General features: G+C 60.6%; 21 protein-coding genes. 2 read left to right on the forward strand and 19 right to left on the reverse strand.

The genetic code is table 11. The features are described from left to right. Positions 1-6: 6 nt before the first annotated feature. From IG194_RS02920 to IG194_RS02980, 13 genes are all read right to left on the reverse strand, one after another. Positions 7-585: a TerD family protein gene (locus tag IG194_RS02920; protein ID WP_058487192.1), complete on the reverse strand. Its 579-nt coding sequence runs from the start codon at positions 583-585 to the stop codon at positions 7-9. A 32-nt stretch (positions 586-617) separates the two neighbouring features. Next, entirely contained in the window at positions 618-1,196 is a 579-nt protein-coding gene (locus IG194_RS02925) for a TerD family protein (RefSeq protein WP_058487191.1), read from the reverse strand. A 28-nt stretch (positions 1,197-1,224) separates the two neighbouring features. After that, a complete protein-coding gene (locus IG194_RS02930; protein ID WP_058487190.1) occupies positions 1,225-2,259 on the reverse strand; it encodes a TerC/Alx family metal homeostasis membrane protein in 1,035 nt (344 codons plus the stop codon). An 11-nt stretch (positions 2,260-2,270) separates the two neighbouring features. Beyond that, the gene (locus IG194_RS02935) at positions 2,271-2,720 is read right to left on the reverse strand and encodes a tellurite resistance TerB family protein (protein WP_058487189.1); all 450 of its coding nucleotides are present in this window, start codon (positions 2,718-2,720) and stop codon (positions 2,271-2,273) included. Between the two features lie 47 nt (positions 2,721-2,767). Next, positions 2,768-3,952, reverse strand: a complete 1,185-nt coding sequence (locus tag IG194_RS02940) for a TerD family protein (RefSeq protein ID WP_058487188.1) — start codon at positions 3,950-3,952, stop codon at positions 2,768-2,770. Then, positions 3,949-4,542 carry a TerD family protein gene (locus IG194_RS02945; protein ID WP_058487187.1) on the reverse strand — a complete coding sequence of 198 codons (594 nt, stop codon included), beginning with the start codon at positions 4,540-4,542 and terminating at the stop codon, positions 3,949-3,951. The genes IG194_RS02940 and IG194_RS02945 overlap by 4 nt, the downstream gene beginning before the upstream one ends. A 2-nt stretch (positions 4,543-4,544) precedes the next feature. Beyond that, the gene (locus IG194_RS02950) at positions 4,545-5,273 is read right to left on the reverse strand and encodes an HAD family hydrolase (protein WP_058487186.1); all 729 of its coding nucleotides are present in this window, start codon (positions 5,271-5,273) and stop codon (positions 4,545-4,547) included. Beyond that, positions 5,273-6,220: an HpcH/HpaI aldolase/citrate lyase family protein gene (locus IG194_RS02955; protein WP_058487185.1), complete on the reverse strand. Its 948-nt coding sequence runs from the start codon at positions 6,218-6,220 to the stop codon at positions 5,273-5,275. The genes IG194_RS02950 and IG194_RS02955 overlap by 1 nt, the downstream gene beginning before the upstream one ends. Next, positions 6,220-7,314, reverse strand: coding sequence for a cysteine protease StiP family protein (locus IG194_RS02960; RefSeq protein WP_058487184.1), 1,095 nt, complete (start codon positions 7,312-7,314; stop codon positions 6,220-6,222). Before IG194_RS02960 ends, IG194_RS02955 begins: the two co-directional genes overlap by 1 nt. Continuing rightward, positions 7,307-8,065 (reverse strand): hypothetical protein, encoded by a 759-nt coding sequence (locus IG194_RS02965; protein WP_058487183.1) that lies wholly within the window; start codon positions 8,063-8,065, stop codon positions 7,307-7,309. Before IG194_RS02965 ends, IG194_RS02960 begins: the two co-directional genes overlap by 8 nt. Next, entirely contained in the window at positions 8,055-9,182 is a 1,128-nt protein-coding gene (locus tag IG194_RS02970; protein ID WP_058487182.1) for a phosphoribosyltransferase domain-containing protein, read from the reverse strand. Before IG194_RS02970 ends, IG194_RS02965 begins: the two co-directional genes overlap by 11 nt. A gap of 71 nt (positions 9,183-9,253) precedes the next feature. Further along, positions 9,254-10,393 carry a trypsin-like peptidase domain-containing protein gene (locus IG194_RS02975; protein WP_058487181.1) on the reverse strand — a complete coding sequence of 380 codons (1,140 nt, stop codon included), beginning with the start codon at positions 10,391-10,393 and terminating at the stop codon, positions 9,254-9,256. 75 nt (positions 10,394-10,468) lie between these two features. Continuing rightward, positions 10,469-11,467 (reverse strand): ATP-grasp domain-containing protein, encoded by a 999-nt coding sequence (locus tag IG194_RS02980; RefSeq protein ID WP_058487180.1) that lies wholly within the window; start codon positions 11,465-11,467, stop codon positions 10,469-10,471. A gap of 302 nt (positions 11,468-11,769) precedes the next feature. On the opposite strand from IG194_RS02980, the gene IG194_RS02985 reads away from it, so the two are divergent. Continuing rightward, positions 11,770-13,023, forward strand: a complete 1,254-nt coding sequence (locus IG194_RS02985; RefSeq protein ID WP_141679720.1) for a hypothetical protein — start codon at positions 11,770-11,772, stop codon at positions 13,021-13,023. A 777-nt stretch (positions 13,024-13,800) separates the two neighbouring features. Here IG194_RS02985 and IG194_RS02990 read toward each other — a convergent pair. Then, positions 13,801-14,061 carry a hypothetical protein gene (locus IG194_RS02990; protein ID WP_058487177.1) on the reverse strand — a complete coding sequence of 87 codons (261 nt, stop codon included), beginning with the start codon at positions 14,059-14,061 and terminating at the stop codon, positions 13,801-13,803. Between the two features lie 392 nt (positions 14,062-14,453). Here IG194_RS02990 and IG194_RS02995 point away from each other — a divergent pair, with 392 nt between their 5' ends. Beyond that, positions 14,454-15,299 (forward strand): Bro-N domain-containing protein, encoded by an 846-nt coding sequence (locus IG194_RS02995; RefSeq protein WP_064987587.1) that lies wholly within the window; start codon positions 14,454-14,456, stop codon positions 15,297-15,299. A gap of 9 nt (positions 15,300-15,308) precedes the next feature. Here the strand turns inward: IG194_RS02995 and IG194_RS03000 are convergent, their stop codons facing one another. The 5 genes from IG194_RS03000 to IG194_RS03020 all read right to left on the reverse strand — a co-directional run bounded on the left by IG194_RS03000 (position 15,309) and on the right by IG194_RS03020 (position 19,174). After that, positions 15,309-15,569 (reverse strand): hypothetical protein, encoded by a 261-nt coding sequence (locus IG194_RS03000; RefSeq protein WP_058487176.1) that lies wholly within the window; start codon positions 15,567-15,569, stop codon positions 15,309-15,311. Continuing rightward, complete coding sequence (locus tag IG194_RS03005; protein WP_058487175.1) at positions 15,566-15,940, reverse strand: hypothetical protein; 375 nt, start codon at positions 15,938-15,940, stop codon at positions 15,566-15,568. Before IG194_RS03005 ends, IG194_RS03000 begins: the two co-directional genes overlap by 4 nt. 9 nt (positions 15,941-15,949) lie before the next feature. Continuing rightward, positions 15,950-16,363: a cell wall hydrolase gene (locus tag IG194_RS03010; RefSeq protein ID WP_058487174.1), complete on the reverse strand. Its 414-nt coding sequence runs from the start codon at positions 16,361-16,363 to the stop codon at positions 15,950-15,952. A 303-nt stretch (positions 16,364-16,666) separates the two neighbouring features. Continuing rightward, positions 16,667-18,286, reverse strand: coding sequence for a hypothetical protein (locus IG194_RS03015; RefSeq protein ID WP_225617167.1), 1,620 nt, complete (start codon positions 18,284-18,286; stop codon positions 16,667-16,669). A 141-nt stretch (positions 18,287-18,427) separates the two neighbouring features. Continuing rightward, complete coding sequence (locus IG194_RS03020) at positions 18,428-19,174, reverse strand: hypothetical protein (protein ID WP_058487172.1); 747 nt, start codon at positions 19,172-19,174, stop codon at positions 18,428-18,430. Between the last annotated feature and the right edge of the window lies 1 nt (position 19,175).

Consider the following 19,175-nt stretch of genomic DNA (forward strand, 5'->3'; position numbering starts at 1 on the left):
TTCGGCTTAACCGATGCTCACACCGTGAGACTCAGCCAGAGGCTTCAGCCCGCCGGCAAAGCCTTGGCCGATCGCCTTGAACTTGAACTCGTCATTGTGACGGTACAGCTCACCGAAGATCATGGCGGTCTCGGTGGAGGCGTCTTCCGACAGGTCGTAGCGAGCGATTTCTTTGCCGTCAGCCTTGTTCACAACGCGGATATAGGCGTTGGAAACCTGGCCGAAAGACTGCTTGCGACCTTCGGCTTCGTGGATGGTCACGGCGAAGACCAGCTTTTTCACGTCGGCAGCCAGACCGGCCAGCTTGACGTTGACTTGCTCGTCATCGCCATCACCCTGACCGGAGCGGTTGTCGCCCAGGTGCTCGATGGAACCGTCAGCGCTCTTCTTGTTGTTGTAGAAGATGAAGCTGGCGTCGTTGAGTACTTTACCGTTTTCGCCAGTGACGAATACGGAGGCATCGAGGTCGAACTCGGTTCCGTCAGTCACGCGCGGGTCCCAGCCCAGGCCAACGACGACCTCGGTCAGGCCCGGCGCTTCTTTGGACAGGCTGACGTTGCCGCCCTTTTGGAGAGAAACTGCCATGGTTCGATTCCTTGTTCAGTTGAAAGGGCGGTTTAGTTGACTACCAGTCCGTAGCCATTGGCCAGGGCCTTCAGGCCACCAGCGTAACCTTGGCCGACAGCGCGGAACTTCCATTCGCTGTTGTGACGGTACAGCTCGGCGAAGATCATCGCGGTCTCGGTCGAGGCGTCTTCGGCCAGATCGTAGCGTACGATCTCGGCGCCGTTGGCCTCGTTGACGATGCGGATGAAGGAGTTGCTGACCTGGCCGAAGTTCTGGCGGCGGTTTTCAGCGTCGTGGATGGTCACGGTGAAGGCGATCTTGTCGACGTCGGCCGGAACGCGGCTCAGGTCGACCTTGATGGCTTCATCATCACCCTCGCCGGCGCCGTCGCGGTTGTCACCTGTGTGCTCGACGGAGCCATCCGGGCTCTTCAGCTGGTTGTAGAAGATGAAGTCGGCATCGCCGCGGACTTTACCGGAGGTGTTCAGCAGGAATGCGCTGGCATCCAGGTCGAACTGGGCGCCATCAGTGGAACGCGGGTCCCAGCCCAGACCTACCAGAATTTTGGTCAGGCCAGGTGCTTCTTTGGACAGGGAGAGGTTGCCGCCTTTTTGAAGAGACAGTGCCATGTATACAGCTCCTTGTGGTTGCTACTGATTACTGATTTTCGGTTTGCGCTTCTTCCTTTTCCGGGAAGATCACGCTGGCCAGGATGCCGACAGCCAGAACTGCCAGAACGATAAGCAGACTGGTATTCGGATCAATGCTGATGCCGTGGTGGAACAAGTGGTCGGTGGCGTTCAGGCCGAGTTTGGCCGCGATGAAGAACAGCAGCACGATGACCGCCTTCTCGAGGTGCACCAGGTACCGCTTCAGTGCTTCGAGGACGAAGTAGAGGGTACGCAGGCCCAGAATGGCAAACAACATTGCCGAGTAGACGATCAGGGGCTCACGGCTCACTGCGATCACCGCCGGAACCGAATCGAAGGCGAACAGGACGTCCGAAACCTCTACCACTACCAGGCAGAGAAACAGCGGGGTGGCGAACAGGGCGCCCTTCGCCGCCAGGCTCATGCCCTTGTTCTCGGTTTTCTGCACTTCGATTTCGAGCTTCTTGCGGCTCACGAAGAAATTGTGACCGTACAGCTTCGGCCATACCGGGAACAGCTTTTGGGCGAAACGGTAGGCGAGATGTTGGGAGTAGTCCTCCTCTTCATCATCATCGTCACTGCCTTTGAGCATCATCACAGCAGTCCAGGCCACGATCAGCGCGAAGACAATTTCGACCCAGGGGCCGAATGCCAGCAAACCGGTACCGATGGCCACGAACACGCCTCGGAAAACAATGGCGCCGATGATGCCCCAGTACAGAACACGGTGACGCAGGCCATCCGGTACCTTGAACCAGGCAAAGATGGCCATGAAGACGAACAGGTTGTCGACCGACAGCACTTTCTCCAAGGCATAACCAGTAACGAACAGGCTGGCGACTTCAGCGCCGTGCTGTACGTAGAGGAAGCCTGCGAACGCCATGGAAATCGCCACCCAGAACACGGACCAGATTGCAGCGCGCGCCAGGGTGATCGGCTTGTCATCGCGGTGGGTGACCATGTCCAGCAGCAGGGCAGCAAGCGCCAGGCCGACGAATACCGCCATGGTCAGCGGTGGGAAGCCAATGTGAGTCGTTTCCACGTTTCAGATCCTTACAGTTCGAAGTCGGCCGGGTTCAGGCCCAGCTCCAGGCAGATCAGACGGCAGGCAGCTTTCTCTTTGTCGTCGAAGTTGCCGTCGGAAGCTCCGATGGCGCAGGCCACCCGCACCAGCAGGCGAGCTTCGCCGTCCTTGCCTTTGATCTTGCTGATCGCCTTCAGAGCTTCGGCTTGGCCAATCTGGAAGTCGAACTCGAACTTCCCACAGGCATCGCTGAAGACCTTGATCACGTCACTCAGGTTGAAGACCTTCAGTTCCGGGGAGTTGTTGATGAAGCCAGTCATCTTCATCTTCTCCTCGGACTTGATTTCACCATCTGCCGCGGAAATCAGAGCGCAGGCATTAGCTACCGCCTCCATGAAGGTCCGGTTCTTGAATTTGGCGACCTCAGTGGTCAGCGTTTCGCGAGCTTTCGCCGCGTTGGTTTTCAACCATTCGAGCATGTGCTCTCCCTCATTGAGTGGGGCCCATTGGCCCCGCCGGATCAGTTTTACTTGGAGCCCGCTTTCCAGCGCATCCCCCAACCGTAGGCTCGGTCCATCTCTTCGTGCCCACGGTGGAAGTCGACCCTGCGGGAGACCTTAACGGCCCCGCTCACGTTTTCAAGCATGGCAATTGCGCACATCCCGTAACGGCCACCCTCCTCGTTCAAGCGCACTTCAATTTCGGGTTGCCCCGGAATGAAGATCGTCACAACACCGTCAGTAGCCTTCCAGTTCGGAGCACCTTCGTAGATGAACGCGAAGACCAAGATTCGTTTGATCTCGCTCCACTTCCGACCGTTGATATGCATCCACTCGCCGCCTGCAACCGAGCCGGTTCGGTCATCGCCCATCAGCTGGATGAAAGGCTCATCGTCCAGGTCACCGAAGCAGTTGCCCAAAGCCTGGACAACGCCTTTGTAACCGTCCTGCAACTCGAAGAGACAACCGACATCGAGGTCGACGGATTTGCTCTTGCCGAAGATGCCGCCGAGCACCCCGCTGCTGCCTCCCTGGTTCCAGTTCAAGTTGACCTTGATCTCGCCGAAGCCTGCAGCAGGCTTGTCCAAGCTGATGCTGGAACGAGTCTTGTCGAGGGAAATCTTACTCAGGCTAATGGTGGACTTCGGCGGTGCCGGAGTCGGCTCAGGTGCTGCTGCGGGAGGCGCTGGAGTAGGTACTGGAGCAGGAGCAGCTATCTCAACACCAAAGTGCTTTGCAAGTGGCTCAAGGCCTCCTGCGAAGCCTTGTGCCACACAACGGAACTTCCACAAGCCCTGGCGAAGGTAGAACTCGCCAAGAATGAGGGCTGTTTCGTTCATCCCGCGTGTTGGGATCTGAGCTTCGATCCCACCGGTAACGGCCAGCGCCAACGTCGAGACACGATCGAAGGTTGCTTTGTTCTCGTAGATGGTCGCGGTCAGGGCAACTCTCTCAACGAAAGGATCTATCCGGCTGAGGTCAACTGTGAACTCAGCACGGCCAGCCGAACTCGCGGTCAGTTGAACGGCCCCGCCGAGAATGTTGGTTTGGCCGTAGAAGCACATGTCGCCATCACCGCGAACCTTACCCGAGGCGGTCAAGGCGAATGCAGAGATATCGAGGTCTGCACCTGGAATCGGCGTATAACTGATGTCCACGCGCAGTTGGCCGGTGGCAACCGGCGCATTACCGCCAGGTACCAGTGTTGTCATGCGCGCACCGCCTGAATGGCCAGGTTAACGAGGTCGTCGGCGGTGCGGCCGTTGGTGGATTGCCCGATCGCTTTGAAGTCCCAGTCGTTGCCCTTGCGGCTGAGGCTGGCCATCACCACACCGGTGTGCTTGCCTTTCTCTGCGAGGTTGAAGCGAGCCAACTCTTGGATCTTGGAGTTGTTGACGATGCGGCAGTAGGCATTTTCCACCTGGTCGAACGTCTGCCCCCGGAAACTATTGACGGTGAATACCAGATGCTGAACGGAGGAAGGCAGGCGCTGCAGGTCGACGTTGATAGTTTCATCGTCACCCTCCCCCTCACCAGTTAGGTTGTCCCCGGAGTGTTTGATGGAGCCGTCCTTTGAACTGAGTTGACGGAACCACACCAGATCCACTGGCTCCATGTTCCCGTCCAGCAGAATACAGGAGGCATCGAGGTCGATCGAGTCATTGCCGCCGCCGAGGAGCTTGGAGAAGAAACCACCAGACTTAACTGGGTCCCAACCCAATCCCAGGCTGACCGAAGTCAGGCCGCTGCCGGCAGTTTTCTCCAGAGAGATGCTCTGATTTTTGCTCAGGGTGAGTGCCATGCTTACGCTCCTTGTTGATCTTCAGAGTTCGAGTGGGAGGCACGCGGAGTCACACTCCCCGGGCTCCCAGTTTTGCTAAACCGCGAGCGGGAACGCCGCCAAGCGGGGTGAAAATGACGCCAATGCGCATCTTGTGCAGCTGCCAGTAATTCATGATCGCCACGGGTGTCGCCCCAGGCCCTCAGCCGGTACTGCTCTAGGGGGCCATAGATGGCTTCCAGTCGAAGCACCTTGTTCTCGCACCGGCAGTTGCTTCCGCTAATCTTTCCAGTGAGGCGCCCATCGACCACTTCCAACTCAGTTCCAATCAGCTTGATGCCAAGGCGCTCGGCGAAAGGACGCAACACCAGTGCCGGAGAAGCCGAGCAGAGAGTTACCTCCGCTCCAGAGGCCAATTCGGCCGCAACCGATCGTAACCCTGTCGGACGCATGAGCTTGGGCCAAGCCATCTGGCAGAATTCTTCCGCCTTCTGGACCACCCATTTGGCTTCTACGCCGGTGAGAAATGTGCATATCAGATGGGCCTTTAGCTCATCTCTGGACATGCCTTTAGCGAGGTACCTCAGGCTTGGCAGCGCCAGCCTGAGGATGCGACGGGTGAACTCGCTCGTACCGAAGGCGAATCGAAGAAACGGCACGAAGCTGTCGTGCCGGGTGAGAGTGCCATCGAAGTCAAACACCGACAGCACCTTCGCTCCTTTCGGGCCCGCTTCCAGCATTTCAAAACTCATCAGTTTGCCTCTGCCAGGCGGACACTGTGCTCGCCATTACTCAGATCGGCAGGCTTTACCCCTTGCCACTTGGCGCGCTCAAGGATGTTCATTGCCCACTTGTAATGGGTTGCCGGCTCGCACATTGCATCGTTGTGCTTGAAAACAGCGGGGGCCACATCGTTGACGATCAGCTTGGCGCAGTTGAGATCCTCAAGGCTCACGCGGAGCTTGTCCTGAATGATGCTGATCTGACTTGGATGAATTGCCGTCTTGCCCACCAGTCCATGCGCGATATCGAGCTTCAGTTCTTCACGAAGCAAATGGGGAGTGGCCAACTGCTCGAAGACAGGGGCTGTCAGAGCAAAGCCCTGCGCCCCCATCACGCCGGCGAGCATGGGGATCACATAGCTCATAGGCGTGTTGTAGAGCGTGGTGGTAGGATTGCGACGCAGGCCGAGACAACCCATCAGGTCATTGCCACCAATCCGCAGCGCGATGATGCGTTGGTTCAGATTGGCCTTCAGCGCCTCGCCGAGCTCGACCATTGCACCCGGATCGTAAACATCGCTCGTTTCCAGGGTTGGCATGAGATAAAGGTCTGGATTGCTGACCGCGCATTCCCAAGCTGGGAGCGACTTCAGCGTCAGCTTTGGAACCACAAACCCGTCGACGCGCTTCATCAGCGGCCATCCATTCAGCACCGCTGCCATCTCCGCATCCCGAGGGCGGACAAAGAGCAACGGGCCTTTTTCGGGGCGACCACCTCTTGCGTCGATTCCCATGAGGAGCGCCTGCAGGTTTGCGAGTGCGCTTTCGATGTCGATCGCTGCAACGGCGTCTTCCAGGCACACCACCAGAGAACGGAGATCAGGGATTTTCATCCCGAACACCACATCCAGGATGTCATCGCGGGTGGCCGGCATATACAGAGTCGCCCCGAGGGCGAATGGAGATATCGCCTTCATCAGTTCGCACTCCGGATGATAGTGACTGCGCGATACGGCCCCAGGACCTCACCGACCTCTTCGACCGTTACTCCCGCGCGCTCGGTGAGATGCAGCAGAAGTTGAACGTCACCGTCATTACGATCACGCACCAACACATGATCAGGTACACGGCGCAGGACCGCCCGGGTAGCTTCAGCAATGCCCGGCTTCACGCGGTTCAGGTTGCTGATACCGAATCGGGCTGCCAGGGAGGAAACCACTCCTTCGGCACCGGTCTGAAGCTTCAGACGCTCATCATGAGTCCACGGTACCGCGAGTTGGACGGTGCCCAAGGCCTGCCGTTCGACCTCGATCTTGTCGATGAATTCTCGGGTAACGTCGTGCTCATGCAAGTGGTTGTAGACCACACAACCATGTAGCCCACCTTGCGCCGGCCAGATAGATCGAGAAACCAGGCCCGAAACGGTTGCGCCCAGGATTCCGGAGGGGATTACCCAGTCTTCTGCGGAGGCGGCGAGCCACGCACGGCCGCAGGGGTCGGCCAGTACCACGAGACGGGGCTCTTCCGGAAAACGCTGATCTGAACCCAACGTCCGCTTGAGCTCGCCAGAGATTGCACCCTTGCCGGTCCAGCCATCCACGAAGACGATATTTTCAGCCCCGTGCAACTGGATGATCGCTTCGAGGGCCACAGTATCGATGCCCCGATCACGGATAATGCTGACGCCATAGTGGTGGGCGTCACGGCCCATCTCGACCAGAGCCCGGCGCAGCAGGACTCCGAGAGGAAGGCCGGCACGGACGAAGGAAACCAGCGCAATGCTCGAGCCCTTACAGGCAGCATTCAGCGCCAAAGCAAGAGACTGGACATCTTCAGCCATGCGAGTCCCGTTCTGCATCAGCGCACGGGCATACAGGGACTTGTGCACCTCGGTAGGCGCGTACTCCTGACTGATCATCTCCGAGTAGTGCTTCTGATTGCTCTGAATCAGACGCTCCTTCTCCTCGACATCGGTGACACTCATTTGCACCGGTTGCAGAAGAAAATGGACGTCTTCCGGTGCGTAGCTGCCGCAGCCGATGGTATTCAGGGTAGCAAGGAGATTACTCATTGATTTTCTCCTCTACGGCTTTGGCCAATTGGCTCCGAGCGGGAGTTGCCCACATGTGGCACAGGTCCATAAATCCCAGGTCAGTGATGCTGTCACCGAAGCCCAAGACCGGACGATCGCCGTGAATCTCCGCGTCACTCCGCAGCCATTCTTGAACTGCCAGGCGCTTGGCCAGCCCCTTGGGAAGGAAGGCAAGGTTGTTGCCGTTGGCGTGGATGTGCATATCCTCCAGCATGCCTCGGGCTTGAACTTCGGTCAGGACCTTGGCGAGGACCGCGTCGTCGGTTTCGTTATGCTTGGTCACCACGTAGTGGCGCAGCCCTTCTTCTTCCACAACCCAGCCGCGGAGCGAATACCCCAGATCCTTCCCGATCTGCAGGGTGGCTTCGCTCAACACTGGCAGTCGGTCCTGGAAGGCCCAAAGGGCTTCAGCCATCTGGCCATGCCAGTCCTGATTCAGCGAGCCATCGGGGCGGAGCATCACTCCACCATGCGAGCAAATAGCCCCCTCGGTAAAGGGAAGCTTGACGCGGCTGTACGCCTCAACGCTGCGCGCGGTCACTGGTACTACATCGGCCGAAGACAGCAACCAATTGATGAAGGAGAGCTGGACCGGGCTCATGTAACCGTTGGGTTGACCATGGACGTCCAGAGTCGCGGTAGTACGTGGAGTGCCTTCGACCATCTTCCGAGCGGTCTGGAACAGAGTGTCGTCGAGATCGACGAACACCAGGGGACGATTACTGCTCATCGAAAATCACCTCCGCATTCAGGGCCTCAACCAGCTCTGCAGGGAGCGCCTGCGCAGGTGTCTCGGTACAGATCAGAACCCGATCAAACTGGCCGGGCTTCACGTTGTAGAGGAAGTTCGGAATGCCCAGACCGTAGTTGTCGGAGAACGACAGGGCATGCTCGATAGAGTGGCCAAGGGCGATTGGAGAACGGGTGGTAGAACTGAAGTGAACATCCGCACCAGCACGTTCCAGGCGCTCAGCCAGCAGGAAGGGGCGCCACACGAACTCACTGGTGCCCACCACGATAACCTTCTCGCCAGGTTGGACCTGGATGTTGGGCACGAGAGTATCGTCCACATGACGAACGCCCAAACGTCCCCAGTCCTTGTCGGCAAAAAGAGGCCACTCGCCGATGGAAACGGCCCCTACGTCAGGCATGTCGGGCAGCGGCGCTGCCAGATCTTCATGGAATTGATAGGAGCCCTGAATCAGAGAAACCGCGGTGGCCGACTCCCCGATGGCTTTGCGCACAGCGCCAGCAGACCAATCCGTGAGCACGCACGTGACAACACGTTCGATATTGCTCAGGCCTGCATCTACCAGGGCGCGATGCAAGTTGACGAAGGTCTTCCCGGTGGAAGCCTCGTCGTCCACCAGTACCAGCGACCGAGCCTGGAGCATCATGTCCCGAGCCTCAGGGTCTACGGGCATATGGATCAGGTGGGCGCTGGCATGGCTGTGTTCTTCCTCGAAACGAGCGAAGAGCTCGGTACCGAGGGGGTGGCGAGTGCTGATGAGGTACACACTGTCAGGACGGGTTGTGCTGAGTGCGCGATGCACGCCGGCCCCGAGACCTACGGCCGTTTCGGCCATGCCAATGACCAGCACCGGCCCAGGGAGATCAGTCGGGATTTCGGCAGCCAAGCTCTCGAAGCTGGCTGCCATGACGGAGGGGCGCACCGGTATATGGCGGCCCAGCACCTTCGATACGAAGAGGAATGCCCGCTTGGGATTCCGGCGCTCTGCGAAGCCGAACAGGTTAGCCGGAGGGAGGACGGCGTCGTCGACTTTGACCTCGAGAAGCCCCCGCTTGAGTTGGGCGCGCAGTGACGTTGGTACTACATTGCTTTCCATGAGCTGCTTCCTAGTTTGGCGCGAGGTCGAGAACCTAACGCCTCTTCCCTGGGTTTCAAGCCAAAGTGGCTCTATGGATTGCGCGCCTCGATTTTCCAAAGCGATTGTTGGGCTTCACGGGCCATTTGAGATGTCGTGAAGGTCTTTCCTGTTGGGGTTCGAGTTGGTTCGACACCACAGGCGTCGAGAAACGCCAGGGCAAGCCCGGCCTTGACCGCGAAGTTCATGTTCTGTGCGTCTGGGATCGTGGAGGTCACCATCCCTACTACTGATCCAGCTGCGTCAAAGAGCGGGCTACCGCTTGATCCAGGCTGAATTGGTGCAGTGAACTGGAGCAGGCTTGCGTCATTGTGCAGGCCAAATAGTGCAGACACGCCACCTTGGGTGACATGCACTCCACCACCCGCCAGGCCGGCGAGCGGGAACCCAAGGGCCACCACAGACTCGCCAAGGTCGCACCCAACCCCATCCCGGAAAGCCACTGGCTTAAATGCAGGAGCGCCTTGCACTCTGAGGAGAGCCAAATCATTGCGTTCATCTACAACCACCGCTTCGGCACGATGCCGACCCTCGAACGAGGCGATGTGGATCTCTTGCATGTCTTCGATGACATGCGCGCAGGTGAGGATATGGGTGGTAGTCACGGCAAAGCCGGTGCCTGTTGCTCCCGATGCCGACCGATTCCGATCTGTGGAGCTGGAGCGGTGGTGAGGATGGGCATCGTCGATCATGAGCCCGACCCGACGCCCAAGCGCTGCGAGGCCATATGCCGAACCCTCGGCGAGGGCGCGGAATTTCCACTGCTGATTGCGACAATAGAACTCGCCGACAATGATTGCCGATTCGCCATTGTCAGACAGGTTCAAACTGCATTCGATCTGAGAGTCAACCTGCAGGCGAAGGGACCGCAGTTCGCTGACTGGGCCCATGGCCGAGAAGGTGTACACGACCAGGAGCACTCTGTCCGCGCCGGCCGGGAGTTGCCCAAGATTCAAGCTGCAGCAGACTTTCTCTTGACTGCCGCTCCACTGCATCCAGGCCTGGGGAACCTGGAACAGTGCTGGCTCCCCTTTAGGGTTACGTTTGTCGTCAAGTGGAAGCAGAGCAACGGCCGCGTATTCACCGAATGCAGAGGAATTTCCACACTCCAGCATCCAGGAGCATTGCGCTGCCCCCAAAGCGGTGTTTGCGCCAGGCGCCAGCACCATCATCCCTGCCTCGCTCCTTGAATCCCGAATCTTACAAAAAGAGGCAAAATAGTATCAAACTTGATGTGTGATTACATATCAGGTCGCTACGGGCACCGCAATGGTTATGGCTTTTACCCTGACATTCGGCACCCAAGCTCCCTCGGGCTCCGGAAGGCCAAGCCTCCTGGTGGCGAAGATTCCTGGAAGGTTGATCCCCGTGTGCCGGGTATAGCCAATGCCACCTGAATACCTCGGGTTGATCTCGAGAAGATGAGGGACGCCTTCTGCGTCATCCCGAGTCTGGACGTTGACCAGGCCATCGCACTGAAAATGAGCCGCGGCTTTCAGAGCGAGCTCTACAGCTGGCGTGTCGTTCTCGAAGGTCTGGTGCAGTCCCTGTTTTCGGCGGCCGACGTATGCTACTGGGCGGCCGGACTCGCAAACCATGTCGATCGAGCAATCGCTTCCTGCCATGTACGGCATCACCAGCATGGCGGGACGATCCCCCCCGGCACGATAGGCATGAAGATAGGTTTCAAACTGAACCTCTCGAGAGTCGGGGTTGGCGAAGCAACGGAACGGGTCCGCTTCAGACTTGAAGCGCCAGAACCCCTGACCGTAGATGCCAACTGCCGGCTTAATACAGACATCTCCGTGAACGCGGAGAACCTCGTAGGCTTCGATGAGTTCCTTGGCATTGCTTGCTGTGATCGCGGGAACGCAGGCAAGGCCGGCGCGCTCTGCTTCAGCAGTGAATTTGCTCTTGTCGTCCACCAACTCAAACGTGCTCATGCTCATGCCGCCGGTAACCAGAATCAGGCCAGCGGCTTCGAAGCGGTGGCGTTGGGCCTCGAAGACGCTCCCTACGCGGCCGACCAGGATGACTTTTATCTGTTGGCTTACAGCTGTCTCGATCACCCAGTCGATGCGTTCCTGATTGTCCTTCGGCTCAAGAAAGCTTACGTCGGCGTTGCCGGTGATTTCAGGCCTGTCCTGGCGATGTGAGGCATAAATCTTCACCTCCGACGGGACCGCCTCACGCGCTCCCAGAATGATGTCGCGCTGGCTGGACTGTCCCTCAAGAAACCAAATCAAAATGTGTGTCCTCGTTTAGAGTGCGCCCCGGCAAGAAGAGAGATCAGCCGTGTTTGTGGTGAAAGGGACGATAACGGAGCTCGGCTCATATCAACCAGCCTTGAGCATTCTACTGAAGGCTATACAGTAACGGCAGGATCATCAGCCCGAGATGATAGGCGTGCTCCGCCAGACCATGGAGTACCCGTTTAGCCCCTCAAGCACTGGATGGGCGCGAAGCACTTCCTGACCAAAACACTGCCTCGAGGGAGCGAACGAGCCCCCCTTAACATCTGCCGCCCCATCCATAGCAGAGGCCTACCATGCTGCATGCCATCACCCAAAATAAGAGCCGCCTCCACCTGCGCTATCTCGGCCATCGAGAAGAAGGCGAGCACCGCGTAGCTGAGGAAGATGAAATCACTGCTCTACTAATGGGGCCATTATCGTTTCTTCCGTCAACTGACATCGCCGCATTCTGGCAGGCGATAGTGGAAGGCGATTGGCCGGCAGATCAGGCCCACAAAGCGGACATGCATTTCTGGAAAAAACGGAACGGACTTGAGCCGGATCTATTTGTCGAGCTGGAGTGGCCGAACGGCACTCGCCGAGTGCTTTTGGTGGAATTCAAATGGCGCTCAGGCCTAAGTGGCGCCCGGCAACTACATGAACAATGGGAAAACTGCTTGGATGAGACGGAAAAGACGCAAGCTTTCCATCTCTTCATCGCCCCTGAGGTCAGTGCAGGCCAGGAAGCGCTCACTCGGGAGGACATCTGGAAGGGCAGACTCCTACTGCGTTCGTGGACAGAAGTGTTGGCCAGATGCCCAAATACGAGTGTCAGCCTGATTAAATGGAGAGAGCAAATGGAAATTGCACTGAAAAAACTCCGAATCCAGCCTTTCCTAGGTTTTCCGAAACTGCCTGCTAGCGCTTCGCTGCAGCAATATCTAATGCACCTCCCTGCACTTTATGAGCAGTGCTATGCGCTTCGGGACAGCCTCAAGCAGGTTTTCCATGAATTGCCACGGAATCTTAGTCTCGCAAAGCTCGTCAGCCTTGCAGATGACAATCTGCGACGAGAAAGCCAGCGCGAGAGTTGGCAGGAGGACTCTCTAGGTTGCTTCTATCAGAGCCTCGCCTATTCCATGCCAATCCGACTGGGGCGGCGTAAAACTCCTTCGCACCTGTTTTTCCAGATCAGTCTGGCAGGTGATGGCATGCAAGCCTCCGGTAATGCAGAGCCTTTGCTACACATCGGCCTCTGGAACTGCCCCATCAATTTCCATGAGAACCAGTACATGGGCTTTCCTGTTGGCGGCTATGCACCTACCTCGATCGACCATGACGTGCTAATGCGCTGGGGAAAACAAGAATGGCTCTACACCCTGAAATTGCTTGACCTTGACCCACAGGATATTCAGACGAGCATAGCCGAGCCGGTAAAGTCACTGCTACTGCACTCCTCAGCTGAACAGGCATTGCCCACCACCCTGGAAGGGCTGGTTCGCTATGGGCCCGACGCAACAGAAGGCCAATACCGGCTCACCTTCCAGTCGATGTCCACGTATGAATAGAGCTCTAGAAGAAAGCCTTTACGCTGACTTCCCGCGGCTACTCCGGGGTCTTAACGAAACGCCTCAGGAAAGCGCTCTGGGCTGGGGCTCGAATGCGGTGATGGCTGGCATCTTCTGCTTCGCAGCCTCTGTGAGCAACTGGCGGCGCACCAGCATCAGCATCCCCCCCTGACCTGGATCTGGAATTAACCCAGGCCAAAAGCAAGCTCGGCACACCGCACATCCATTCGCGCGGCGGAGATTCTGTGAGCGAAGAATTGATCGCAGCAAGCAGCATGCGCGCAAGCTGTCTCGCTTCCCGAGCACTCCTGACAGGCCCTGCAACCCACTCCCCCTGAGATCGAGAGAGCGCTCTAGCTCCGGATTGAAGCTCGCTAGCCCCACCCGGGAAATCCATCAGCTCTACATGCCCTGCTCACACCATTGCCCCCAAAGCGATGCAGCGATGTTGCCAAAGGCTACACCCAGGCAACCAATGTACAAAATCACCGGTGGGGCAAAAAGTGGGGCAAAATTTGGAGACGCCACAAAATCATCAGGCATAAAAAAATCCAGTCACCGCTAAGTGACTGGATTTTCTAGGGATTTTTGGTCGGGACGGAGTGATTCGAACACTCGACCCCTTGCACCCCATACAGCGGACATATCCAATCCAAGCCTTTGATTTGGCTTGGAAATCGTACCATTTTGGCCAGGCAAAACACACCACTTTTCAGCGTTTCGCAAACGTAGCCACGCGGGCTCCAGAGGAGGTTTTGCGCCGAGTCGACCAAGCCTTCAGCGGTACTCCGCGACGCCTTTTCCTGCCGGTCGCCACTCTTCCTGCGGGGAGTTGGATCGGAGCATGACGAATGCTTCAACTTCCTGCCCCTCTTTCGGTTCCGCCGGGGAGATGGCGGCATGGCGACCAGCTGCGTAACCGGGGAACATGTCGGAGTTCGCCGACACGTGGTATTCCCAAATCCCGAAATTGCCTGCCTTGCCAACCATGCGCTCCAGCTGAAGCCGCGAGAAAGTGCCCTGACGAATGATGAGCATGCCGACCTCCTGTTGATCGAGGCCGGCATTCTACCTCACCGGCAGGCCAGCACCGCCCCGAGCCGATGCCGCATCCCTCGATGCCCGCCATCCATCGTCAACAGGCGTCCACTCTTATTGACACCTGTTGACGCCGCCTTCGCAGCTCCGGCAGACTAATTCCGTCGCAGTAAATCCTGCGGCCTGGGATTGGCCTCCCGGTACAGAAGGCGGACACAGCCGCCATAGAGCGGTTTTTTTGTGTCCGTAGCATGGCTGCACCTGCGCTTTGGGTGGGCCGTGCGGGCACTCGCAAGAGTGGCCGGTCCTTCTGCCGGTAGGCCAACCCGCACGGTTCCGCCCTCCCTGATTGGCCTCAGGTGGCGGACTCTCAATCAGAAGGAGTCCTCGTCATGCAAACCGCCCAAGTCATTCCGTTCCGTTTCGAAACTCGTGAAGTCCGCACCCTGCTGATCGACGACCAGCCGTGGTTCGTTGCTGCTGATGTCTGCCAGGCTCTGGCCGTCCGCAACAACCGCGATGCGCTATCTCGCCTGGACGATGATGAAAAGGGTGTCGCTACTACCGACACCCTTGGAGGAACCCAGGCGGTTGGCATCATTAACGAGTCTGGCCTGTACTCGCTGATCCTCACCAGCCGCAAGGCCGAAGCCAAGCGCTTCAAGAAATGGGTGACCGCCGAGGTGCTGCCGGCGATCCGCAAGCATGGCCGCTACGAAGACGCCAACGGCCGGATGGCGACTCTCGTCGGCCAGACCATCGGCACCGACGGTTTCCACATGCTCGGCGCGCTGATCAAGGGCAAGGTGTCCTCGCTGCCGGTTCCGGTGCAGCGCCGCGCAACCGCGAAAATCTGGTCGCAGACGCATGCCGCCTTCGGCGTCCGCTCGGCTGCCGACATCCCCGCCGAGCAACTCGACGCTGCCCGGAACTTCATCGCTGCCTACAGCATTGTGGAGGGCGAGTACATCGAGGGCAGGAAAGTCGGCGGCATCCACCTCGATGACTACGAGACGCACCACCTCTACCTGCTGATGTCGAGGTTCGCGATCATGTCAGAGCATCGGGGCAGCATGCTCGCTGCTGCCCGCGCCCTGGACTCCAAGCCGCTGATGACCATCTTCGGCCAACTGGATGAGGGGAGCAGTTCGTTCGCCAAGCTCGACCAGCGCCGCGCCGAGCTCTACGCCATCTACTCCAAGGATGGCTTCCGGGGCGGGTATGCGATGCAGGCCTGAAGCGAAGACCTATTGGCAGGCCTGGACTGCGGCGCGCAACTGCGCCTCGTAGCCCAGGTGCTGCTGCCGCTCTGCCAGCAGCGCCCGGACCTTGGTCTGCAGGCTGTCTCCCCTCTGCAAGCTCGCCGTGGCCCAGGCTGGTTCCTGCACCGCCGGCGCCCGGCAGGGCACCGCCACCGGCACCTCTACGCGCACCGTGCGCGGCTCGGCTTCCTGCCGGCCAGCGCATCCCGCCAGCGCGACCAACATCCCCATCACCAGCCACTTCATAGCCCCAGCTCCTTGTCGATTATGTCGGCCGCCACCTGCGCCGGATCGCCCTCGGTGCGCTCCTGCTGCAGGCGCTGCGCGGCGGCGAAGTGCTGGCCGGCCTGCTGCTGGGCATCGGCCACCGCCTGGGCAGCCTTCGCCTGGCGCTGCTCGGCCTGGTTGGCCAGGCTGGCGATCGCCGTGTTCTGGTCGCCCACCAGCGTCTCCAGATTGCCCCTGGCGGCGCGGCAGGCGGCCAGGTCCTGGGCGGCCTGGTCGAGCTGGGGCCGGTAGTGCCCGGCGGCCAGCCACACACCCAGGCTGGCGCCGACGGCGACCAGCAGCAGCGCAGCCAGCACCAGGCCGGCCGCCTTCCACGGGAAGTTCTGCATGGTTCGCTCCTACGGGACGTCGCGGAAGAACACGTGCCGGCCGATGGTGGCCGTGCGCTTCGCCTTCGCCGCCCAGGCTGGCGGCTTGGCCATGGTGGTGGCGTAGTAGTGGGTGGCCCCGCCGGTCGGATCCGGCTGGCTGCCACTGATCACCGCCAGCGCAGCTTCGCGCGCGCGGAGGTACTCACCCGCCGGGATCTGCTTCGCCCCCGACAGGTACTGATAGTTCGGATCGTTCTTGTTCCAGCAGCTGAACTGCCAGGGCGCCTGGCAGACGCTTACGATGTCCCGCCCCCACCAGCCGGGCTTCGCCGCGCGGTTACGGATCGTCCAGCCCACGGCGACCATGCCGGCCGCCCCCTCGCCGCGCGCCTCGCCCCACAGCGTCCGCGCCAGCACATCCACATCACGGTCTTGGCCCATGGTTTCCTCCGGGCATGAAAAAGCCCGCCAGGTGGCGGGCTTGGGTTGAAAGCCTGGAGCCGGTTGGCTCAGACCTCGAAGTCGTACTGCGGCAGATCCGGGGCCGGGCCGGTGACCTGGCCGTCAACCAGAAATGCGTTCTGGCCGGCAGCCACCGAGGTGCCGCGGGCGAGCACCGGGTGCCGGTTCGCAGTTCCACCACGCTGGTGCCGGCCATGGCGTCGACGCTGATCACCTCGCCCACTGTGCGGGAGCCGCCCGGCAGCAGGCCGATGAATTTCTTCCAGGGATTCACCGTGGCCATCAGCTGCTGCTCCCGTAGTGGCGCTCGATCCGAAGCGTCTGCCAGACGCGCGAGGCGCCCACGCCTTCGGCGGTGATGTCGACGCCCAGGCACAGGCCGCGCCAGGTGGCGTCCGGGTCGCGGAACTCCACGATCATGCCCGGCTGCACCAGGCCCGGGGTGTTGTCGCCGTCCGCGAACAGCGGGATGCGCCGCGTCTCGATGGCCTGGCTGCCGCCCTTCGACAGCTCGCAGATGCCACGGGCGCGGGCCACGTCGGTGCCGGTCATCCAGTCCTCCATGACGTCCGCCGCTGGCTCGTCGCCGGCCGTGCCGGCGCGCCGCACCTGCACGCTCACGCCGTAGTTGGTGCCGCTGACGTAGACGAAATTCCACTCCGGCTGCGGCGACCACTCACTGCCCCACTCGGCGACGATCTCCGCCGGCACGATGCAGTCGGGGATAGCGCTGGACCAGTACCACGTCGCCTCCCGATACCGCGGCAGGATCGTGAAGGCGTCACCGGCCAGGGCTGGGCGCACGATGCCGCCGGCAACCTCGGCCAGGCGGTGGATCACTTCCATGGCCGTCATTTCCGTGTAGCTGAAGGCCTCGCCCGGCAGCGTCCAGTCCGGCGGCCCCATCGACACCGTGTCCCAGCTGGCGGTGAAGCCGGTGAACTGCAGCTGGTCGTCGACGATGTTGCGGGCGTTCACGGGGCTGGTGTTCATGCCGCTGCGCTTGGGCGCGTAGGGCGCCGCCAGCAGTTGGGTGCGGCTGCTGCCGCTGATGCTGTAGCGCTCCTCCGGGAACTTGCCGCTGCCGCTGTAGCGCTCGACGAGGAAGTGCCAGGTCCAGCCATTGATGATCAACTCGACGGTCTTCGGCCCGTCGGCGTCCTGCAGCACTAGGTTCAGCGAGGTCCGGCCGAACAGGTCGGCGCTGAACGTCCAGGCGAACGAGTCGATGTCCAGGCCGATGCGGATGTTGGTGGCGTCCAACGGCGTGCCGCTGGCCAGCTCCACCAGGGTGACCGTGTTGGCGATCATGTAGGTCTCCAGGATGGTCGGCTCCTCGGGCGGGTCGATGACGACCACGGGGCCGGGGTAGTCCGGGTATACGATGCCCGTCGGGCGCGGATCGGTCGGCGTGCCCCAACCCCAGGGCATGGTCCGCATCTGGTCGATGATGCGTGCCGGGGTGAAGCGCACCACCGCGCCGCTGTCCACCGGCTGGATGGCATGCGGCTGCGGGGTGTAGCGGAAGTCGAAGAACACCGAGGCCGTGGTGCTGGGGATGTAGCGCTGCCCGGAGAACGAGAAGTCCACAACCCCGGCCCGGGGGATATAGAGGCTGGCGGCGCGCTCGGCCGCGGCGTCGAAGCGCGGGCCGAACTCGTCGCAGCGGAACCATGCCTGCCCGCTCGCCGTGTCCTTGCGCGCGGGCTTTGGGTTGTAGAGCAGGCGCAGGCGGGTGTCCTGGGGCTTGATCGAACGGTCCCAGCCCAGGCGCTGCGCCAGGTCCTTCTGCGCCACGGTGTCCCAGCGGCTGGCTGCATCGGCCTCCAGCGCCCCACCCTGCCCCCAGCGCCCGCCTTGGCCCTGGTCGGCCTGCGCCACCGTATCCCAGCGGCCCGCCAAGGAGACGCTCCGCGCCTCGCCCTCCCCAGGGTGCCGCGGTGGCCACCTCCTTGGCCGCAACCGTACCCCAGGCTGAACGGCGCGCAGGGTCGAACTGGCGGCGGGCCTTGCGCCAGCCCGCCACCGCGTCATGCGTCAGCATCAGGTCAACTCCACAGGGATAGGGCCGCGCCCTTGCGGCGGGTAGTAGCGGTGCACTTCGGCCCGCGCAGTGCCGAGCGGCTGCGGCCCCAGCAGGCTGTCGTCCCACCAGGTCGGCTCGACGGCGGGCAGTTGGCCGGCCTGGGTGATGCGGTAGATCCAGCCCATGAACACCGTGGGCCGGATCAGGTCGCCCTCGGCCACGCCGAGCAGCGGCTGGAACACCGTACCCCATGAATCCATCGCCATCACATAAACCTGGCCCGGGCCGGCCACCCGCAGGTCCATGTCCAGTTCACCGTCAACCGTGGCGCCATAGCCGGCAACGCGCCACTCACCACCCACGCCGCGCTCGAAGGCGACGACGTCCCGGTCTGCAGGGAGGCCGTCTACCCGAACCGTGGCGGCCAGGTCCGCCGGCGCTCCACCCCCACTCCCCGAGCCGTCGTTCAGGTCGATATCCAGCGTCACGTCCTCGCTGATAGATGGATATCGTGCTGCGGCCCGGGCCGGCGCCTGCTGATCCACCGCGAGCAGTAGCCGGGAGCCATCGATGGCGGACGCAAGGAAGGTCTGCGACTGCTGGTGCGCGGTGGCAAATACCGCCAGCAACGACAGCCCGATATCGAGCAACAAACCCACCTTCACAGATGACGTCTGCTCACCATCGCGTGTCAGCGCCAACGTGATGGTTCGGCGAGCCGCCGTCTGCGGCATAGAGATACGCACTTGCGGGCGAATATCCATA

Source organism: Pseudomonas sp. ADPe (assembly GCF_014843515.1).
Taxonomy (GTDB): Bacteria; Pseudomonadota; Gammaproteobacteria; order Pseudomonadales; family Pseudomonadaceae; genus Pseudomonas; species Pseudomonas citronellolis.